14 protein-coding genes and 1 other RNA gene are annotated in these 15,268 nt (G+C 62.7%); 7 read left to right on the plus strand and 8 right to left on the minus strand.

All coding sequences use genetic code 11. The features are described 5' to 3' along the window. Window positions 1-208 (minus strand): strawberry notch-like NTP hydrolase domain-containing protein (locus tag AC062T_RS04975; RefSeq protein ID WP_476027951.1); only part of this gene is annotated, 208 nt, incomplete at its 3' end. Here AC062T_RS04975 and AC062T_RS04980 point away from each other — a divergent pair. Both AC062T_RS04980 and rnpB read left to right on the plus strand, forming a co-directional pair. Next, on the plus strand, window positions 120-635 hold the full coding sequence (locus tag AC062T_RS04980; protein WP_476027953.1) for a zinc ribbon domain-containing protein: 516 nt from the start codon (window positions 120-122) through the stop codon (window positions 633-635). The genes AC062T_RS04975 and AC062T_RS04980 overlap by 89 nt on opposite strands. A gap of 39 nt (window positions 636-674) precedes the next feature. Further along, window positions 675-1,068, plus strand: an RNA gene (gene rnpB / locus AC062T_RS04985) — RNase P RNA component class A. A gap of 21 nt (window positions 1,069-1,089) precedes the next feature. On the opposite strand, the gene ppgK is transcribed toward rnpB, so the two are convergent. Together ppgK and map are read right to left on the minus strand one after the other, a co-directional pair. Then, entirely contained in the window at window positions 1,090-1,842 is a 753-nt protein-coding gene (gene ppgK, locus AC062T_RS04990) for a polyphosphate--glucose phosphotransferase (RefSeq protein ID WP_108516657.1), read from the minus strand. 35 nt (window positions 1,843-1,877) lie between these two features. Beyond that, window positions 1,878-2,744, minus strand: coding sequence for a type I methionyl aminopeptidase (map, locus tag AC062T_RS04995; RefSeq protein ID WP_476027956.1), 867 nt, complete (start codon window positions 2,742-2,744; stop codon window positions 1,878-1,880). Window positions 2,745-2,777: 33 nt separating this feature from the next. Here map and AC062T_RS05000 point away from each other — a divergent pair, with 33 nt between their 5' ends. Next, window positions 2,778-2,951 (plus strand): SPOR domain-containing protein, encoded by a 174-nt coding sequence (locus tag AC062T_RS05000; RefSeq protein ID WP_476027958.1) that lies wholly within the window; start codon window positions 2,778-2,780, stop codon window positions 2,949-2,951. A gap of 37 nt (window positions 2,952-2,988) precedes the next feature. Here the strand turns inward: AC062T_RS05000 and gdhA are convergent, their stop codons facing one another. The 3 genes from gdhA to AC062T_RS05015 are packed head-to-tail and all read right to left on the minus strand — an operon-like array spanning window position 2,989 to window position 6,962. Continuing rightward, the gene (gene gdhA / locus AC062T_RS05005; RefSeq protein WP_476027960.1) at window positions 2,989-4,338 is read right to left on the minus strand and encodes an NADP-specific glutamate dehydrogenase; all 1,350 of its coding nucleotides are present in this window, start codon (window positions 4,336-4,338) and stop codon (window positions 2,989-2,991) included. A gap of 34 nt (window positions 4,339-4,372) precedes the next feature. Beyond that, entirely contained in the window at window positions 4,373-5,203 is an 831-nt protein-coding gene (gene panB, locus AC062T_RS05010) for a 3-methyl-2-oxobutanoate hydroxymethyltransferase (protein WP_108516651.1), read from the minus strand. 22 nt (window positions 5,204-5,225) lie between these two features. Then, a complete protein-coding gene (locus tag AC062T_RS05015) occupies window positions 5,226-6,962 on the minus strand; it encodes an NAD+ synthase (protein WP_476027962.1) in 1,737 nt (578 codons plus the stop codon). Window positions 6,963-7,032: 70 nt separating this feature from the next. Here AC062T_RS05015 and glnA (AC062T_RS05020) point away from each other — a divergent pair, with 70 nt between their 5' ends. Further along, entirely contained in the window at window positions 7,033-8,370 is a 1,338-nt protein-coding gene (gene glnA / locus AC062T_RS05020; protein ID WP_108516648.1) for a type I glutamate--ammonia ligase, read from the plus strand. An 8-nt stretch (window positions 8,371-8,378) separates the two neighbouring features. After that, window positions 8,379-11,321, plus strand: coding sequence for a bifunctional [glutamine synthetase] adenylyltransferase/[glutamine synthetase]-adenylyl-L-tyrosine phosphorylase (locus tag AC062T_RS05025; protein ID WP_476027965.1), 2,943 nt, complete (start codon window positions 8,379-8,381; stop codon window positions 11,319-11,321). A 90-nt stretch (window positions 11,322-11,411) separates the two neighbouring features. Here AC062T_RS05025 and glnA (AC062T_RS05030) read toward each other — a convergent pair whose 3' ends face one another. Continuing rightward, entirely contained in the window at window positions 11,412-12,836 is a 1,425-nt protein-coding gene (glnA, locus tag AC062T_RS05030; RefSeq protein ID WP_108516644.1) for a type I glutamate--ammonia ligase, read from the minus strand. Window positions 12,837-12,973: 137 nt separating this feature from the next. Between glnA (AC062T_RS05030) and AC062T_RS05035 the strand changes: the two genes are divergently transcribed. Next, window positions 12,974-13,390: an RDD family protein gene (locus AC062T_RS05035; RefSeq protein ID WP_476027968.1), complete on the plus strand. Its 417-nt coding sequence runs from the start codon at window positions 12,974-12,976 to the stop codon at window positions 13,388-13,390. A gap of 97 nt (window positions 13,391-13,487) precedes the next feature. On the opposite strand, the gene AC062T_RS05040 is transcribed toward AC062T_RS05035, so the two are convergent. Then, complete coding sequence (locus tag AC062T_RS05040; RefSeq protein ID WP_476027970.1) at window positions 13,488-14,204, minus strand: DUF4191 domain-containing protein; 717 nt, start codon at window positions 14,202-14,204, stop codon at window positions 13,488-13,490. Between the two features lie 120 nt (window positions 14,205-14,324). Here AC062T_RS05040 and AC062T_RS05045 point away from each other — a divergent pair. After that, window positions 14,325-15,268 (plus strand): protein kinase domain-containing protein (locus AC062T_RS05045; RefSeq protein ID WP_476027972.1); only part of this gene is annotated, 944 nt, incomplete at its 3' end.

The raw sequence follows: 15,268 nt of genomic DNA on the forward strand, positions 1-15,268 counted from the left end.
GGGTGGCGAACGGGAAATCATCACCGCCCCAAAGCCCGAGCCGCTGGGCGTAGGCGAGGTTGTGAACCGTGGTGGCCCCGGTCGCCGAGACGTAGAGGATGCGGGCGGCCGATGTTGCCGTGGTCGAGGCGCGTATCGCGCGCGACACGGCACGGCTCGAGACCTCCACCTCGGTCAAAGACGTCGCAGGCCTGGAGCATGAACTCACCTCCCTTCGCCGACGCCGTGACGATCTCGAAGACATCCAGCTCGTTGTCATGACGCGACTCGAAGAAGTCGAAGCAACGGCGCGAGCTACCAAGGCAGAGTTTGACGAGTTGAAGGCAACGGCGAGTCAGGTTGAAGCCGAGCGCGATGCGTCACTCAAGACTCTTGCAAGCGAGCGGGTTCACGCTGCTGCAAACCGACAGACAATCGCATCGAAGATTCCTGAGGATCTTCTCGCGCTGTATGAGCGCCAGCGTTCGCGTTACGGTCTCGGTGCGTCGCTGCTGCGCGGAGGAGTCTCCTCTGCCAGTGGCGTGAAGCTCAACGAGAACGACATGGCACGCATCCGTGCCGCAGCTCCTGACGACGTCATCCTGTGCCCCGATTCTGAAGCCATCCTGATTCGCACCGACGAATCCGGCATCTGATCTGAGCATTCGCGCTGCCCGGTAGACTGGCAGCGCGAATGGGTCGGCAAGACGGTCGCGTCAGTCTGGTTCTTGGAACCAGACTGCCGAGGAACGTCCGGGCTCCATAGGGCAGGACGGTGGGTAACACCCACCCGGGGCAACCCGCGAGAAAGTGCAACAGAAAGCAGACCGCCTCCGGCGCTCCCTTCGGGAAGCATCGGCGGTAAGGGTGAAACGGTGGTGTAAGAGACCACCAGCAGCCCGAGTGATCGGGCTGGCTGGGTAAACCTCGTCCGGAGCAAGGTCAGACAGAAAGCGCTAAGGGCTGCCCGCCCAGCTTTCGGGTAGACCGCTAGAGGGCTGCGGCAACGTAGTCACGAGATAGATGGCCGTCCAGCGCGGGGCTTCGGCTCGGCGTGAACAGAACCCGGCGTATCAGCCGGCCCATTCGTTTTACCCCTGTGTCGCTCTCCTACGTGGGATTGCGGGCGAGAGCGGCCGCGCCCATGATTCCGGAGTTGTTGCGCAGCGTCGCGGCGACAATGGGCGTCGAGAGCGAGAGCAGGGGCAAGAATTCCTCTGCCGACTTCGACACACCGCCGCCCACGATGAAGAGACTTGGGCTGAAGTACCGCTCAAGATACTCGTAGAAGCGCTGGAGCCGATCGGCCCATTCTTGCCAGCCGAGCCCCTCACGTTCCCGGGCTGAGTTCGCGGCAACGGTCTCCCAGTCGATGCCATCAATCTCAAGGTGACCGAGTTCGATGTTGGGAATCAGCGTGCCGTCATGAATGAAGGCGGTGCCGATGCCCGTTCCGAGCGTCGTCATGATCACGAGCCCGCTCACGCCCCGCGCAGCCCCGTACCGGGATTCCGCGTAGCCAGCGGCATCTGCGTCGTTGATGAAGTGGATGTCTCGTCCGAGCGCCTGTTCGAAGAGGTTCTCTGCCTCGAGCCCAATCCACTCCGGTGACACGTTCGCCGCAGACATCGTGCGGCCGTGCGAGACCACGGCAGGAAAACAAATCCCGACAGGGGTTTGTGGCTCAAGATGACCTACCTGATCCACGATCTCGCGAACTGCATTGACGATGTCGTTCGGTGCTCCGCCCGGCGGGGTTGCAACCTTGAGCCGCTCAGAGACGAGCGTTCCGGTCGATAGATCAACGACGGCACCCTTGATGCCCGTGCCGCCGATGTCGATTCCGAGGGCGATGTCGTGCATCAGAAAGGCTCCTTGTCGCAGGGTCCTGAGACTCGTTAGGGAAGGGTCAATATCTCGGCGCCACGCTCGGTCACCACGAGCGTGTGCTCGAACTGTGCCGTGATGCTTTTGTCCTTGGTCGTGACTGTCCAATCGTCGGGCCACATGTCCCACTCGTGCGTGCCGAGGGTGAGCATCGGCTCGATGGTGAAGACCATTCCGACCTCGATGATGTCATCGAACTGGGGCGCTGAATCATAGTGCGGGATGATCAGCCCCGAGTGGAAGGCTGCCCCAACTCCGTGGCCCGTGAAGTCCCGAACGACGCCGTAACCGAAACGCTTGGCGTAGGCCTCGATTGCTCGACCGATCACATTCACCTGACGGCCTGGCGCGACAGCCTTGATTCCCCGTGCTAAAGCCTCCTGCGTGCGGGTGACCAGATCTGTCACCTCTTGCGATGCTTCTCCGACGATGAACGTGTAGTTGGAGTCGCCGTGAAAGCCGTTCTTGAACGCCGTGATGTCGATATTCACGATGTCGCCATTGTCGAGCACGGTGTCGTCGGGGATGCCGTGGCAGATGACCTCGTTGACCGAGCTGCAGAGCGACTTGGGGAATCCGCGGTAGCCCAGCGTCGACGGGTAGGCCTCGTTGGCCACCAGGAACTCATGAGCGATACGGTCGAGCTCCTCGGTCGTGACACCGGGGCGAATGTTCTCGCCAACGAGCTGAATTGCCTGAGCGGCAATTCGACCGGATTCGCGTATGAGGGCGATCTCGTCGGGGGCGTAAACATCGCCGCCCGTGTGCTTTGTGGGAGCTGCTTTGCCCACATACTCGGGCCGAGGGATACTCGTCGGCACCTGTCGTTGGGGGGAGACCACTCCCGGGATCAGGTGACCGTGTGAATCCTTGGGCATAAGATCGATCTTAGGTTGACTCCGGGAGGTCTCATGTCCGAGTGGTGGTACAACACCCGCACCGGCGAGGTTGAAGAGGGCATGGTTTCGCCTGCTATCGATCGCGCTGGCCCCTTTGCTACCAAAGAAGAGGCGCTGGCTGCTCCGGCCATAATCGCCGAGAGAGCGCGCAAGTGGGCAGAAGAGGAATCGCGCGAGAATAAGTGATTCTCGCGCGATTCATCCGCTGGGCTGCCTTTGCGGGCTAGATGAGCCCCTGAGCGATCATTGCGTCTGCCACCCGACGGAATCCCGCCGCGTTGGCGCCGACGACGTAGTTTCCGGGAGCGCCGTAATGCTCGGCTGCCTCATAGGCGGAGCGATGTACGTCTTTCATGATGGTGTGCAGGCGGTCCTCGCTTTGGGAGAAGTCCCAGCGCTGACGCGAGGCATTCTGGCTCATCTCGAGGGCCGAGGTTGCAACACCTCCGGCGTTTGCGGCCTTGCCGGGGGCGAAGAGAACGCCGGCCTCCTGGAGAAGCTCCACGGCATCCGGGGTGGTCGGCATGTTGGCGCCCTCAGAGACGGCGATTACGCCGTTGGCAATGAGGCGCTGAGCGTCGCTCAGCAGGAGCTCGTTCTGCGTTGCGGAAGGGAACGCCAGCTGCGCGGGAACATCCCACACTCGGCCATCAGCAATGAGGCGCGAGCCCGGGCGGCGGGAGACGTAATCAGAGACACGGCCGCGTTCGACCTCTTTCACCTGCTTGAGCAGTTCGACGTCGATGCCCGCCTCGTCGACAATGTATCCGCTGGAGTCGGATGCGGTGATCGCCCGTCCGCCAAGCTGCTGGATCTTCTCGATTGCGTAGATCGCTACGTTTCCCGAGCCGGAAACGATCGCGGTCTTGCCCTCAATGCCCTCGTTTTTAGTCGCGAGCATCTCTTCCATGAAGTAGACGGCACCGTATCCGGTTGCCTCGGTGCGCACCTGCGCACCGCCCCACAGAACACCCTTACCCGTGAACATTCCGGATTCGTGGCGGTTGGTCAATCGGCGGTACTGCCCGAAGAGGAAGCCGATTTCGCGAGCGCCGACGCCGATGTCGCCAGCGGGCACATCGGTGTGCTCACCCAAGTGCCGGTAGAGCTCGGACATAAAGCTCTGGCAGAACCGCATGATCTCGCTGTTGGAGCGTCCATGAGGGTCGAAGTCCGAGCCACCCTTTGCGCCGCCGATGCCCTGGCCGGTGAGCGCGTTCTTAAAGATCTGCTCGAAGCCAAGGAATTTGATGATGCCGAGGTTGACGCTCGGGTGAAAGCGCAGGCCGCCTTTGTAAGGGCCAAGGGCTGAGTTGTACTGCACGCGGTAGCCGCGGTTGACATGAACCGTGCCCTGGTCGTCGACCCACGGCACGCGGAACATGATCTGGCGCTCTGGCTCGACGAGCCCTTCGACGACGCCGGTCTCGAGGTACTCGGGATGACGTTCGACAACGGGGGCGATGGATTCAAGGACCTCCCGCAGTGCCTGGTGAAACTCGGGTTCGCCGGTGCTACGAGCGACGGCTCGATCGTAGATTCCGGTCAGGGCAGGGGAGAGTACGGAGTGCATAGGGGCTTTCTCGAGTGGGCGGGTGAGCAGTTCGTTAGTAGCTGTGCTCGGGGCCGGGGTAGGTTCCGTCGGCGACATCGGCACGAAAAGCCAGCGCGGCCTCCGTGAGAATACCGCGTAGGTCGGCGTACTGACGAACGAACTTGGGGATGCGACCGGCAGTGAGACCCGCCCAATCGGTCCAGACCAGAAGCTGGCCATCGACATGGGGGCCCGCGCCGACACCGATTGTCGGGATGCGCAGCTCCTTGGTCACGTGCGCAGCAGCATCGGCCGGCACCATTTCGAGCACAACAGCGAAAGCGCCTGCGTCTTCGACGGCGTGGGCGTCAGCGAGCAGCTTGTCTAGCTGATCGCCGCGACCCTGAATCATGTGCCCACCGAGCCCGTGCTCGCTTTGCGGCGTAAACCCCACGTGACCCATCACGGGGATTCCGGCCTCAACGATGCGACGGATCTGTTCTGCGCTTCGCACGCCGCCCTCAAGCTTCACGGCGTGGGCGTGGGTTTCTTTCATAAACCGAATCGCGGAGTGCAGGGCCTCCTCTGCCCCGACCTCATAGGAACCGAAGGGCAGATCGGCGATGACGAAGGCTCGCGTCGCAGCGGAGGCAACGGCTCTCGTGAGAGGGATCAGCTCATCGATCGTGACGGGCAGAGTCGTGTCGTACCCGAACACTGTGTTGCCGGCGGAGTCGCCGACGAGGAGAAAGTCGATGCCCGCCTGATCGAAGATTCCGGCCGTCTGCACGTCGTAGCTTGTGAGCCCCGTGATGGGGATCCCGTTCTCCTTCGCCGACTGAAAGTGGCGTGTGCGTACGCGCTTGAGAGCCGCCTGCGCAGCGGCAGCATCGGAATCATTCATATCGACACTCTATTCCTGTGGGTCAGATGTTACGGGTCGGTCGGTAGGTGACCGGGAGTCGTCGATCTCGGCCGAAGGCCATGCCCGAGATTTTCGGACCGATTGCTCCCTGCCGTCGCTTCCACTCTGCACGGTCGACAAGCCGCGTCACCTCGTCGACCGTCGCGCGATCAAATCCAAGCTGTACAACGTCCTCCGCGCCGAGTTTCTGCCCGACGTATGCGTCGAGAATCGCGTCGAGCACGTCGTACGGGGGCAGGGAATCCTGGTCCACCTGGCCAGGGCTGAGTTCGGCAGACGGCGGCTTGCTTATCGAGTTCTCGGGGATGGGTTCGATCTCTCCTCGGGAGGCGGCGAACTCGTTGCGCCACCGAGCGAGTTCCCACACCAGTGTCTTCGGAACGTCCTTGATGGGCGCGAATCCGCCCACCGAATCGCCATAGATCGTGGAATACCCGACTGCCAGTTCGGTCTTGTTTCCCGTGGTGAGCACGAGGTGGCCATTCATGTTGGAGAGCCCCATCAGAATCACACCTCGAACCCTGGCCTGAAGGTTCTCTGAGGCGAGTCCCGTGAGCCCCAGCTGGTTCTCGAACGGCATCACCAGGTCGGCGATCGGCTCAGTTGTGTAGTGGATGCCGACGCGCTCGGCGAGGTCGTCAGCGTCAGACCGAGAATGGTCAGAGGAGTAGCGACTGGGCATAGAGACGGCGTAGACGTGCTCGGCCCCGATGGCGTCGGCGGCAAGAACGGCACACACGGCAGAGTCGATGCCGCCGGAGAGCCCGAGTGCCACGCTCGCGAAGCGATTCTTCTTCACATAGTCGCGCAGGCCGAGAACCAGAGCGTTCCAAAGCTGTTCGCGGTCGTCGGGGAGCTCGGCGACATCCGGGGCGAGGTCGGGCTTCGGGTGGTTGCGCGTCGTGAGGTCGATGCGGCGAACGTTGTCGGGCAGGTCGGTGTCGGTCGCGTCTGCCGCATCAACATCCACCACGAGCACGTGCTCGCGAAACTGAGGGGCGCGAGCCAGGATGGTGCCGTGGCCGTCGACCACGACGCTGTCTCCGTCGAAGACCAGGTCGTCCTGGCCTCCGACGAGGTTTACGTATGCCACGATCGTGTCGGTTTCGATGGCGCGACGAGTCGCGAGGGGCAGGCGCACCTCATCTTTGTCTCGCTCAAACGGTGAGCCGTTGAGAACGGCAAGCACGCCAGCATCTGCCTCGAGCACCCGCGAAACGGGTCCGCCGTCTCGCCAGAGGTCTTCGCAGATGACGATCGCAACGTCGACGCCGTTGATTCGGGCGACCAACAGCTCGTCACCCGGGATGAAGATGCGGTATTCGTCGAAGACGGAGTAGTTGGGCAGATGGTGCTTGGCGTACGTGGCCTTAATGTGGCCGTGCTGAAGCACGCTCGCAGAATTGTGCGCAATCGCTGTTGGAGCACTGCTTGTGCCGAGCAAGCGGGGCTCGTGGGGGCCGTCGGGGTGCCCGACGATGACGACAAGGTCGCCGAGTCCCTCGTCGAGCAGCTGCTTGGCGAGCGTGCGAGTCGCGTCGAGAGATGCCACCAAAAAGCTTGGCCTCTGGGCGAGATCCTCGATCGGGTAGCCCGTAACTGCCATCTCTCCCGTGATCATCAAATCAGCGCCCTGGGCCGCGGCCTGCCGTGCAGCATCGAGGATCTGCCGGCTGTTCGCGGCGAGGTCACCGAGTACCGGATTGGTCTGCGCCAGTGCTAAGCGAAGTCGTCCCATAGCCAGTAGCCTAATAGCGCACGGCCACCGGCTTCGGGGGTCGACCGGTTGCTGACATGACGAGGGGCCAATGGACAAGCAGAGGGACTTTGTACTCCGCACGATCGAAGAACGCGGCATCAAGTTCATTCGCCTGTGGTTTACCGACGTAGTCGGCACGCTCAAGTCTGTCGCTATCGCGCCTGCAGAGGTCGAGGGCGCCTTCGCCGAAGGTCTCGGGTTCGACGGCTCGGCGATCGAAGGCCTAACGCGGTCGTACGAGGCCGATGTTCTCGCGCATCCTGACCCGGCCACCTTCCAGATTCTGCCGTGGCGTGGAGAGATTGATCCCACGGCACGCATGTTCTGCGACATCATGACGCCCGATGGTCAGCCAGCCGTTGCTGATCCCCGCAACGTGCTCAAGCGCACGCTCGCCAAGGCTGCTGATGCAGGGTTCACCTTCTACACGCATCCCGAGATTGAGTTCTACCTACTTAAGAGCTCCAAGTTCGGGCCAAAGGGGCCCCAGCCTGTGGATTCTGCGGGCTACTTCGACAACGTTCCCGGTGGCACGGCGCACGACTTCCGTCGCCGTTCGGTGCGCATGCTCGAAGATCTGGGCATCTCCGTTGAGTTCAGTCACCACGAGGCTGGCCCCGGTCAAAACGAAATCGACCTTCGCTACGCGGATGCGTTGACGACGGCAGACAACATCATGACGTTCCGCACGGTGATCAAAGAGGTTGCTATTGAGCAGGGCGTCTACGCCACGTTCATGCCTAAGCCGCTCTCCGATCACCCCGGATCCGGCATGCATACCCACATGTCGCTCTTTGAAGGCGATGTGAACGCTTTCTATGAGGCCGGTGCCAAGTACCAGCTATCCAAGACGGGACGCCACTTCATTGCCGGCCTGCTGCGGCACGCTCCGGAGATCACGGCTGTCACCAATCAGTTCGTCAACTCCTACAAGCGTCTCTGGGGCGGTGACGAGGCGCCGAGCTTCATTACCTGGGGCCACAACAACCGCTCAGCGCTCGTGCGAGTGCCGCTCTATAAGCCGAACAAGGGTCAGAGTGCGCGGGTCGAATACCGCGCGATTGACTCTGCTTCAAACCCGTACCTGTCCTTCTCGCTCATGCTGGCGGCCGGGCTCAAGGGCATCGAAGGCGAATATGAACTCCAGCCTGAGGCCGAGGACAATGTCTGGCAGCTGAGCGATTCTGAGCGACGGGCGTTGGGTTACAGTGCGCTGCCAGCCAGCCTGGATCACGCGATCTCGATCATGGAAGATTCCGAACTCGTCGCGGAGACGCTGGGGGAGCAGGTCTTCAACTTCGTCCTGCTCAACAAGCGCCAGGAATGGCGCGAGTATCGCTCGCAGGTCACCCCTTACGAGCTGAATCGCAATCTGGAGATGCTCTAGCCCGGCCGATGAGACGCGAACGCACCTCCCTTACCGACCTTGCCCGCATAGGGTTCGCGCGCCTAGGGGAGGCGCGGGATCGGCTCGAGCTCCTGGGGGACTCCGGTGCGCAGCTGTTGCCGGAGTTCGCCAAGGCTGCTGACCCTGACCAGGCGCTCACTCTCTTGCTCGGGTTGCTCGAGACTGCGCCAAGCGAAACCCGCGTGGTTCTGGATTCTCCGGGCGGGGCCGAACGACTCATCCGGGTGCTGGGAGCGTCCCTGGGGCTCGCAGATTTTCTGCGGCGGCATCCGGATCAGCTGGACGTTCTTGAATCCGCTCTGGAGCATCCATGGACCGCGCAACGGTATCGGGATGATCTTGTCGAGGCCGCACGTTCTGCCGAGGGGGAGCGCGCGTGGGACGCGATCCGCGTGCGCTACCGCCGTCACGTCACTGCGATCACCGCTTATGACCTTGGGCTGCGCGATCCTTTGGCGGGCATCCCCGCTGTCACGGGTGCCCTCGCCGATCTTGCCGCCGCGGTCATCGAGGCTTCGCTGGTTATCGCCAGGACTCTCGTGCCGTTCCCCGCAGATGAGGTAGCCGCCACCAAGCTTGCCGTTATCGGCATGGGCAAGGCTGGCGCACGCGAACTCAACTATGTGAGCGACGTCGACGTGATCTTTGTCGTCGAAGCGGATTCGTCGATCGAGACGGGTCGCGCCGTCGAAATCGGCACGCGGCTTGCGATCCAGACCATGCACGGCATCACCGAACTCGCGGGCGAGCCTGCCCTGTGGGATGTCGACGCCAACCTGCGGCCAGAGGGCAAGGACGGCGCTTTGGTGCGCACGCTCGAATCGCATGTTGCCTATTACGAGCGCTGGGCCAAGAGCTGGGAGTTTCAAGCTCTGATCAAGGCCCGTGCCATGGCCGGGGACACGGAGCTCGGCCGCCGCTACGAAGAGGCGCTAGCCCCCCTCATCTGGCGGAGTTCGTCGCGCGAGAACTTCGTCGGCGGCGTGCAAAAAATGCGCGAACGCGTCACGGAACACATCCCCTCAGACGAAGTCGATATTCAGTTGAAGCTCGGCCCCGGCGGCATCCGGGACATCGAATTCACGATTCAGCTCCTACAGCTTGTGCACGGCAGCTCAGATCCGCAGGTTCGGCAGCGAGGCAGCCTCGAGGCGCTCGAAGCACTCGCCGAGGGCGGCTACATCGGCCGTGCCGAGGCAGCGGAGTTCGCTCACGATTACCAGTTTCTGAGAGTGCTTGAGCACCGGGTGCAGCTCGCCAAACTCACCAGGACCCACCTCATGCCACGCGACGAGGGTGCCCTTCGAGTGCTGGCGCGGGCCAGCGGGCTCGCAACGACGGCGGCTGGCATTCTTCAGCAATGGGCGGCCCGCAAGGCAGCCGTGCGAACCCTGCACGAGAAGCTCTTTTACCGCCCGCTCCTCTCTGCGGTAGCAGCACTGCCCGAGGCGGGATTGGCGCTCAGCAGCGAGCAGGCAGAAGCACGACTCGCTGCGATCGGCTTTATTGACCCCCGGGGTGCGCTCGCCCACATCGCGGCGATGACGACCGGCGTCTCGCGGCGAGCCCAGATTCAGCGCAATCTGCTCCCCGTCATGCTTCAGTGGTTCTCCGAGGGGGCCGACCCGGACTACGGATTGCTCGCGTTCCGGCGGCTCAGCGACCGCTTGGGGGAGTCGTACTGGTACCTGCGCATGCTGAGGGATTCCTCCGGGGCGGCCAAACGCCTCACTGAGGTTCTTTCGGGCTCGCGCTATGTGGGCGCATTGCTTGAGGGCTTCCCTGAATCGGCAGCATGGCTTGAGAACGACGATGACCTGCGGCCGAGAATGCCCTCCTTGCTGCGAGAGGAGGCCTCGGCATTGCTCCGGCGCCACTCCGAGGCGGAGCCCGTAGCGGCTGCGCTACGTGCGGCCCGCCGCCGCGAGGTGCTGCGTCTCGCGCTGGGATCGATGCTCGATATCGTTTCGATCGAGGATCTCGGGCGCGGGCTGTCCGAGATCAACAGCATGTTCCTCGACGGGATGCTGTCGGCGATTCGCCGCGAGCCCGACGGAATCGAATTCGGCATCATCGCCATGGGGCGCTACGGCGGCGGCGAACTCGGCTTCGGCTCAGACGCCGACGTCATGTACGTTTACCGTCCCACCAATGTGGAGCCAGAAGTCGCGCAGCGACGCGCGGAGCGGATCGTGTCGGACCTCATCAGGCTGACAGAAGATCCGCAGCTGCCATTCGAGCTCGATGCCAATCTGCGCCCCGAGGGTCGCAATGGTCCTATCGCCCGGTCGCTGGAGTCGTATCGGGCTTACTACGCCCGGTGGTCCCTCACGTGGGAAGCTCAGGCGCTTCTGCGGGCGCGGGGCGTTGCGGGAGATGCCGGCCTTCTCCGTGACTTCATGGCTGTTGCCGATGCGGTTCGCTACCCGGAGTCGATCTCGGAGTCCGAGGTACGCGAGGTCAAACGCATCAAGGCACGGGTTGAATCGGAGCGACTCCCACAGGGCGCTGACCCCTCTCGCCATCTCAAGCTCGGGCGCGGCTCGCTCAGCGACGTCGAGTGGTTCGTGCAGCTCATTCAACTGAGGCTGGGAGCAAAGAACGCCGGACTCCGCACGCCATCGACCCTCGATGCCCTGACCGCAGCGGTCGTCGCCGATGAGGTGACGGAGTCAGACGCGCATATGCTTCGCGAAGCCTGGATCTTGGCCTCGCGCATCCGGTCGGCGATCACCCTGTGGTCCGCCAAAACCTCGGATGTCCTGCCCACCGACCGCCAGCAACTCGACGGCGTGGCCCGCATCCTGGGTTACCCTGCAGGATCTGCCACGGATCTGGAGGAGGACTACCTCCGCACGACTCGGCATTCCCGGGCAGTTTTCGAGCGCCGCTTCTACGGCGTGGAAAAGCCCTTTAGTCCCACGATCTAGCGGCTGGCGGCCCGTTGGGCCCCCCGCGCAGAAAAGGGCCGCAGAATCGCTTCTGCGGCCCTTATCTCTTAGTGATTTGACGGCTAGTGATTAGACGCCGTAGTACAGCTCATACTCGATCGGGGTCGGGCGCTGCGCGGCGGGAAGGATCTCCTGCTCACGCTTGTACGCGATCCACGTCTCAATGAGGTCCTTGGTGAACACGTTGCCCTGAAGAAGGAACTCGTGGTCAGCCTCAAGAGCCTCAAGCGACTCCGCGAGTCCGCGAGGAACCTGCGGAATGCCCTTGGCCTCCTCGGGGGGAAGCTCGTAGAGGTCCTTGTCGACCGGGGCGAGCGGCTCGATGCGGTTCTTGATGCCGTCGAGGCCAGCCATCATCTGCGCCGCGAAGGCGAGGTACGGGTTGCTCGAGGCGTCGGGCGCGCGGAACTCAATGCGCTTCGCCTTGGGGTTGGTACCCGTGATCGGGATGCGGATGGCCGCAGAGCGGTTACCAGCCGAGTACACGAGGTTGACGGGTGCCTCGAAGCCGGGCACGAGGCGACGGTACGAGTTGAGTGTCGGGTTCGTGAAAGCGAGAACGGCGGGGGCGTGCGCGAGCAGGCCACCGATGTACCAGCGAGCCAGGTCGCTGAGCCCGCCGTAGCCAGCCTCGTCGTAGAAGAGGGGCTTGCCGTCGCTCCAGAGCGACTGGTGGGTGTGCATGCCCGATCCGTTGTCTCCGAAAAGGGGCTTGGGCATGAACGTCGCGGTCTTGCCCCAGTCGTTCGCCGTGTTCTTGACGATGTACTTGAACTTGAGGATGTCGTCGGCCGCGTGCACCATCGTGTCGAAGCGGTAGTTGATCTCTGCCTGGCCGCCGGTGCCCACCTCGTGGTGTGCGCGCTCCAGGATGAGGCCAGCGTCGATCAGCTTGAGGCTGATGTCGTCGCGAAGGTCCGCCTGCTTGTCGACGGGGCTGACGGGAAAGTAGCCGCCCTTGTAAGGCGTCTTGTTGCCCAGGTTCCCACCCTCTTCGACGCGTCCGGTGTTCCAGGCGCCCTCTTCGGAGTCAACGGAGAAGAAGCTGGAGTTCTGCTTGGTCTCGTAGCGGACGTCATCGAAGATGTAGAACTCGGCCTCGGGGGCGAAGTAAGCGGTATCGGCGATGCCTGTGGACGCGAGGTACTTCTCGGCCTTCTTGGCTACCTGGCGCGGGTCGCGGCCATAAACCTCGCCGTTGCGGGGGTTGTAGATGTCGAAGACCATGATGAGGGTCTTCTCTGCGCGGAACGGGTCCAGGTATGCGGTGCTGACGTCGGGGATCAGCTGCATGTCCGACTCGTGGATCGAGGCAAAGCCACGGATCGACGAGCCGTCAAAGAGCTGGCCATCGCGAAAGAAGTCCTCGTCCACTGTTGACGCCGGAATGTTGAAGTGCTGTTGCACACCAGGCAGGTCGGTGAAGCGGATATCAAGAAACTTCACGTCGTTGTCTTTGATGAACTTGAGCACCTCGGACGAATCAGTGAACATGCGTTGGACTCCAATGAGCGAAGGTTGAAGTGACACCTGCAAATGCAGACAAGGGGAGGCTATTTGTGCGGGGTTTCCCCACGGTGTCACCTTTGTTTCGCCCATGTTACGCGTCACTGGCCTCGTAGACTGGACGTATGCCATCAGCAACTCAGGCCACGCCGTCCGTCTCCTCATGGCCGGGTCAGCGGCTCGGCCTCCCCGAAACGGGACCGCGTTCGGTCGCGAGGCCGCTGAGGCGGATTGCGGCCCTTCTCATTGATTTCGCCCTCGCGGCTCTTCTCTCTGCCGTGTTCTTCGGCTACGAGCAGTGGGCGTCAACGCTGATCTTCATGGCGACCCAGGTTCTCTTTATCCCGCTCACCTCGGGCGGAATCGGCCATCTCTGCGTCGGCCTGAGGGTCGTTCCCATTCGCGGTGGTTGGGTGGGAATCTGGCGCCCCCTCGTGCGGACGTTGCTACTCGCGCTCGTAATCCCTGCGCTTATTTGGGATACCGACCAGCGCGGTCTTCACGACAAGATCGCCGGAACGGTGCTCGTGCGGGTGCGGTAGCCATTGGCGAAACGACAGCGATAAAGGAGGGGCACACGGTATTCGTGTGCCCCTCCTTTATGACTGCTAGCCCGGTCTGTCGCCCGGGTGGCAAGAACTAGCGTGGGCGCGGGGCGCGAACCTTGGTCGGGTCGATGCCCTTGGGGATCGCGAGCCCCGTCTTTGTCGTCAGCGATGTCACACGGTTGTTGACGGCGTAAACCTCGGCCTTGGTGAGGGCCTTCTTGTAGCTACCGAGCGTCCTGGCGATCTTGTGGAGCGGGACGGAGTCCTCATCGGGGCCTACGTGGATTATGTGAATCGGCACATTGGCCGCAACTCTGGCGACCTTGCGGCGCTCGTCCTCGAGCATGCGAGTGGTTCGCGACTTGGGGCCCTCGCCAATCAAGGCGATCCCACCGCGGCCAACGGCACGGTAGACGGCATCCTGAGTGCGGGGGCTCACAGCGACAGGAATCTCACTTGCGGTCCAGCCGCGACGAAGGGAGCTCTTGAGCACGGCTCCAACAGCGCCCGGTTGGCCCTTGATCTGCGAATATGCAGCGCGCTCAGCCTTGCGGCTTAGGACGATAAGAAAGACGAGCAGGCCGGCGAGAAGGCCGGAGATAATCCAGAGGATCAGGCCAAAGACGTTGTTGCCGGAGATGAAGATACCGGTGACGACAACGGCGGCGAGCGGGCCGACAAAGGCCAGCAGCATCCACCAAACGGAGCTGGGGTCGTACCGTTTGGTCATCTTGAAGACCTGGTACATCTGCTTAATGCGGCCCGGTTCCTTGGGAGTCTTCGGGGCTGATTTGTCTCGGCGTGCCATGCATCAAGAATAGGGCCTCTGCGGACACCTCGATCCCACACAGTTACCGTTAGCTGCTCTCGCTCACAACCTTTTCACAGCGGGACGGCGTCGTCCTGGTCCCCTGCGAGCCTAGGCAGCATGACTTTCATCGCCGGGTATCGCACGCTTCGACGCCTCGGCACCGGGGACAGGTGCGAAGTCTGGTTGGGCAGGCCACTGGCCGAACAATCCGAAGGAGACGCGGGCCCCGTCGTTCGTAACGCCGATGACGCAGAGTTCGGTTCCGACTTGGTGGCTCTCAAAGTATTTCGCCCTGAGGTGTCCGCGGCCAGTATTGACTCAGAACTCAGGGTGCTGTTGCGGCTCGACCATCCCCACATCGTGCCTGTTATCGATGTTGCGACCTCGGCAACACTGGCCCCCTGCCTTGTGTTGCCGAGGTACGAGCCCGGCGGCCTCACTCGTCTGTTCTCGGCCCGGCAGGCCCTGCACATAGGCGAGGTTGTCACCCTGGTTGCGCCACTGTGCAATGCGATCAGTGAGATGCATAATGCGCTCGTCAGCCACGGCTCTATCGGTGTGGGCTCGGTTCTGTTGAGTGAGGATGGTGCCCCCATCCTTGCGGGTTTCGGTTCTGCGAAGGCGATCGATGGCCGCCGTCCTGCTACCCCCGCATTGCTGGCATCAGGCGCTGACTTCCGTAGTGACCGGGTCGCTCTCTCCGCCCTGACGAGAGTGCTTCTCGGCAAAGTTGCAGGGGAACAGGGGGCTGGCGGCCTCGAAGACTGGTTGGCATCCGATGCCACGGCGAGTCCTGCATTTGCCACAGAACTCGCCGATCGGTTGTTTGATCTCGCCGAGCCCTCGCCGGTGTCATACACAGACAGGGCGCCGGATGCTGCGCGAGCACGGCCTCTTGAGCTTCGCGGGCAGGTGAGCGGCAGCGGAGGCCACGAATCACCGGAGCCCCGAGACGGCTTGCACCTCCGGTTTTTGGGCGTGCCCGATTCTCTTGCGGATGCGGCCGATGTGGCGGTGAACTCTGTTGTGCGGGCCGCCAAATCCACCTGGCAGGCAGTCAC

The sequence above is a fragment of the Homoserinimonas sp. genome, from assembly GCF_056262345.1.

Coding starts and splice junctions, on each gene's coding strand:
- ppgK (WP_108516657.1), bottom strand. CDS start 1,842: ATGCACGACATCGCCCTCGGAATCGACATCGGCGGCACGGGCATCAAG.
- map (WP_476027956.1), bottom strand. CDS start 2,744: ATGCCCAAGGATTCACACGGTCACCTGATCCCGGGAGTGGTCTCCCCC.
- AC062T_RS05000 (WP_476027958.1), top strand. CDS start 2,778: ATGTCCGAGTGGTGGTACAACACCCGCACCGGCGAGGTTGAAGAGGGC.
- gdhA (WP_476027960.1), bottom strand. CDS start 4,338: ATGCACTCCGTACTCTCCCCTGCCCTGACCGGAATCTACGATCGAGCC.
- panB (WP_108516651.1), bottom strand. CDS start 5,203: ATGAATGATTCCGATGCTGCCGCTGCGCAGGCGGCTCTCAAGCGCGTA.
- AC062T_RS05015 (WP_476027962.1), bottom strand. CDS start 6,962: ATGGGACGACTTCGCTTAGCACTGGCGCAGACCAATCCGGTACTCGGT.
- glnA (WP_108516648.1), top strand. CDS start 7,033: ATGGACAAGCAGAGGGACTTTGTACTCCGCACGATCGAAGAACGCGGC.
- AC062T_RS05025 (WP_476027965.1), top strand. CDS start 8,379: ATGAGACGCGAACGCACCTCCCTTACCGACCTTGCCCGCATAGGGTTC.
- glnA (WP_108516644.1), bottom strand. CDS start 12,836: ATGTTCACTGATTCGTCCGAGGTGCTCAAGTTCATCAAAGACAACGAC.
- AC062T_RS05035 (WP_476027968.1), top strand. CDS start 12,974: ATGCCATCAGCAACTCAGGCCACGCCGTCCGTCTCCTCATGGCCGGGT.
- AC062T_RS05040 (WP_476027970.1), bottom strand. CDS start 14,204: ATGGCACGCCGAGACAAATCAGCCCCGAAGACTCCCAAGGAACCGGGC.